This is a genomic window from Aeromicrobium sp. REDSEA-S32_B7 (assembly GCF_001626145.1).
Taxonomy (GTDB): domain Bacteria; phylum Actinomycetota; class Actinomycetes; order Propionibacteriales; family Nocardioidaceae; genus Aeromicrobium; species Aeromicrobium erythreum.
The window spans coordinates 1-2661 of the sequence record NZ_LUNF01000177.1; the positions used below are offsets into that span (position 1 = coordinate 1).

Annotated in this window: 4 protein-coding genes; 1 reads left to right on the forward strand and 3 read right to left on the reverse strand. The window is 70.4% G+C overall.

Features of this window, described 5'->3' with window-relative positions:
* A partial coding sequence (locus tag A6Q79_RS12445) for a transglycosylase domain-containing protein (RefSeq protein ID WP_317698470.1) occupies nucleotides 1–1172 on the reverse strand: 1172 nt, incomplete at its 3' end.
* 198 nt (nucleotides 1173–1370) lie between these two features.
* On the opposite strand from A6Q79_RS12445, the gene A6Q79_RS12450 reads away from it, so the two are divergent.
* The gene (locus A6Q79_RS12450; protein ID WP_292607786.1) at nucleotides 1371–1682 is read left to right on the forward strand and encodes a WhiB family transcriptional regulator; all 312 of its coding nucleotides are present in this window, start codon (nucleotides 1371–1373) and stop codon (nucleotides 1680–1682) included.
* A gap of 44 nt (nucleotides 1683–1726) precedes the next feature.
* On the opposite strand, the gene A6Q79_RS12455 is transcribed toward A6Q79_RS12450, so the two are convergent.
* Together A6Q79_RS12455 and A6Q79_RS12460 are read right to left on the reverse strand one after the other, a co-directional pair.
* On the reverse strand, nucleotides 1727–1876 hold the full coding sequence (locus A6Q79_RS12455; RefSeq protein WP_317698474.1) for a hypothetical protein: 150 nt from the start codon (nucleotides 1874–1876) through the stop codon (nucleotides 1727–1729).
* Nucleotides 1857–2661, reverse strand: an 805-nt coding sequence (locus A6Q79_RS12460; RefSeq protein WP_369038008.1) for an ArsA family ATPase, incomplete at its 5' end; no start/stop codon positions are given. The genes A6Q79_RS12455 and A6Q79_RS12460, both read right to left, overlap by 20 nt.

A 2661-nucleotide genomic window follows, 5' to 3' on the forward strand; every position in this document is an offset into this window, starting at 1 on the left:
GTGTAGTTGAGGTAGGTCTGGCCAGCGGCCTTGTCGGCGCCCATCGGCCGGGACTGCGCCAGGGCGCGGACATCGCCGGTGCCGGGCTCGACCATCGCCAGGGCGCCGATGGCGTTGTCGCGCTGGTAGACCCGGTCGCGCACCGCCGCGTCGGCGCCGCGCTGGTAGTCGAGGTCGAGGGTGGTGCGGATCGTCAGGCCGCCGGTGTTGAGGAGGCTGCGGCGCTCCTTCTTGTTCTTGCCGAGCGCGTCGTCCTTGAGCAGCCACTGGATGACGTAGTCGCAGAAGAAGGGCGCGGCGGAGAACACGCAGCCGTTGCTGAACTTCTGCACGTCCAGCTTCAGCGGCTTGGACTGCAGGCGCTCGACGCGCTTGGAGTTGAGGATGCCGACGTCGTTCATCCGCTGCAGCACGACGTTGCGGCGCTGCAGCGCGCGCTCGGGGTTGTCGGTGGGGTCGTAGCCCTCGGGGTTGCGCACCAGGCCGGCCAGCGTCGCGGACTGCAGGACGTTGAGCTTGCTGGCGTTGGTGTTGAAGAAGTGCTTGGCCGCGGACTGGATGCCGTAGGCGCCGTCGCCGAAGTAGGCGATGTTGAGGTAGCGCTCGAGGATCCAGTCCTTGGTGTGGTTCTGCTCCAGGGCCACGGCGTAGCGCAGCTCCTTGAGCTTGCGCGCGTAGGTGTCGTCGGTGGCCGCGGCGCGCTCCTCGTCGGTGGCGGCCTGGTTGACCAGCGTCTGCTTGACCAGCTGCTGGGTGATCGAGGAGCCACCCTGCACCGTGCCGCTCTGGGCGGTGTTGGTGATGAAGGCGCGGATCGTGCCCTGCAGGTCCAGGGCGCCGTGCTGGTAGAACCGCGCGTCCTCCACGGCCACGATCGCCTTGACCATCTTGCGCGAGACCTGCGTCAGCGGGACCTCGACACGGTTCTGGTCGTAGAGGGTGGCCAGCACGTTGCCGTCGACGTCGAGGATCGTCGAGCGCTGCGAGAGCTGCTCGGTCTCCAGCTCCTCGGGCAGGTTGTCCATCGTGTCGGCGACGTTGCGGGCGCTGACGCCCACCACGCCGGCGAACGGGATGGCCAGACCGGCCACCAGCACCCCGAGGACGGCCGAGACGACGACCATCACCCCCAGGTGGGAGAGGACGCGGGTGCTCGTGGGACGCTCCGACATGGCGCCCAGGGTACGGGAGCGCCCCTACCACCCCGACCCACCGTGGTCAGCCCGGACTAGTCATTTCGGGCCATGCGACTTGGGCTGAACGTGTCTGCCTGAGATCTGTGACACGACTTAACTTTGTTGCAGGGACATGGGGGCAGACGTCATGGGGACGCATTTCCTGCCCCCACAACAAGATGTGGGGACATCATCATGTGGGTTGAGGACTGGACTCCGCGCGCCGCGTGCAAGTCGGCGTCGCCGGATCAGCTGTTCGTTCGAGGTGCCGAGCAGAACAAGGCCAAGCAGGTCTGTCAGGGCTGCCCGGTGCGCACCGAGTGCCTCGCGGAGGCACTGGACAACCAGATCGAGTGGGGTGTCTGGGGCGGCATGACCGAGCGGGAGCGCCGTGCGCTGCTGCGTCGCCGCCCGAACGCCTCCTGGCGCCAGGTGCTCGAGACCGCGCGCACGCAGACGCCGGGCCAGCAGGCCCCGGCGCCGGTCCGCGCGATCCGTTCCGCCTGATCGCAGCTGATCGCGGCCTGATCGCCGGCTGACGCTCGCCCGCCTCAGCGGCGGGCGAGCAGCTCGCCGACCCTGCGCAGACCGCGCAGGTCGTGCACGTCGCTGGCCAGCGCCGGCACCACGGCCGTGGCGACCCCCGGGTGCGCCGCGGTGAAGCGGGCGCGCAGCGCGGCCTCACGGGCCAGGCTGCGCATCCGGTCGGCGTGCAGCCGCAGCAGTCCGGCGGTGAGCTCGCCGGTCGCACCGGCCCCCCGGCGCGCGTCGATCCGCTCGGCGGCGGCCAGCGCCTCCTCGGCCGAGAGCTTCCCGCGCGGCTCGGGGCTGGCCCGGTTCACCACGAGCCCGGCCAGCGGCATCCGGTCGCCGTTCAACCGCTCGACGAAGTACGCCGCTTCGCGCAGCGCGTCCGGCTCCGGCGCCGCCACGACGACGAACGCCGTGCCCGGGGCCTGCAGCAGCGCGTAGGTGCGCTGCGCGCGGGCCCGCGGCGACGAAGGTCTGCAGGTCGGTGAGGACCTGGGCGCCGAGCACCTTGGTCAGTGCCCCGGTGACCAGGCCGAGCCCGGCGGTCATCAGCTTGGCCGGCCCCTTGGCCGGCGCCAGCATCAGCCGGATGAAGCGGCCGTCGAGGAAGCTGGAGAGCCGCTCGGGGGCGTCGAGGAAGTCCAGGGCCGAGCGCGACGGCGGGGTGTCGACGACGATCAGGTCGTAGGTGCCCCGCTCCTGCGCGTCGGCGTGGATCTGGCCGAGCTTCTCCATCGCCATGTACTCCTGCGTCCCCGCGAAGGACGTCGAGAGCACGATGTAGAAGGGGTTCTCCAGGATGGCCCTCGCCTTCTCCGGCGTTGCCTGGCTGAGCACGACCTCGTCGAAGGTCGACTTCATGTCCAGCATCATCGCGTCGAGGCTGCCGCCGGCCGTGGCGTCGACGTCGGCGACGGGGCGCGGGGTGTTGTCGAGCTCCTCGATGCCCATCGAC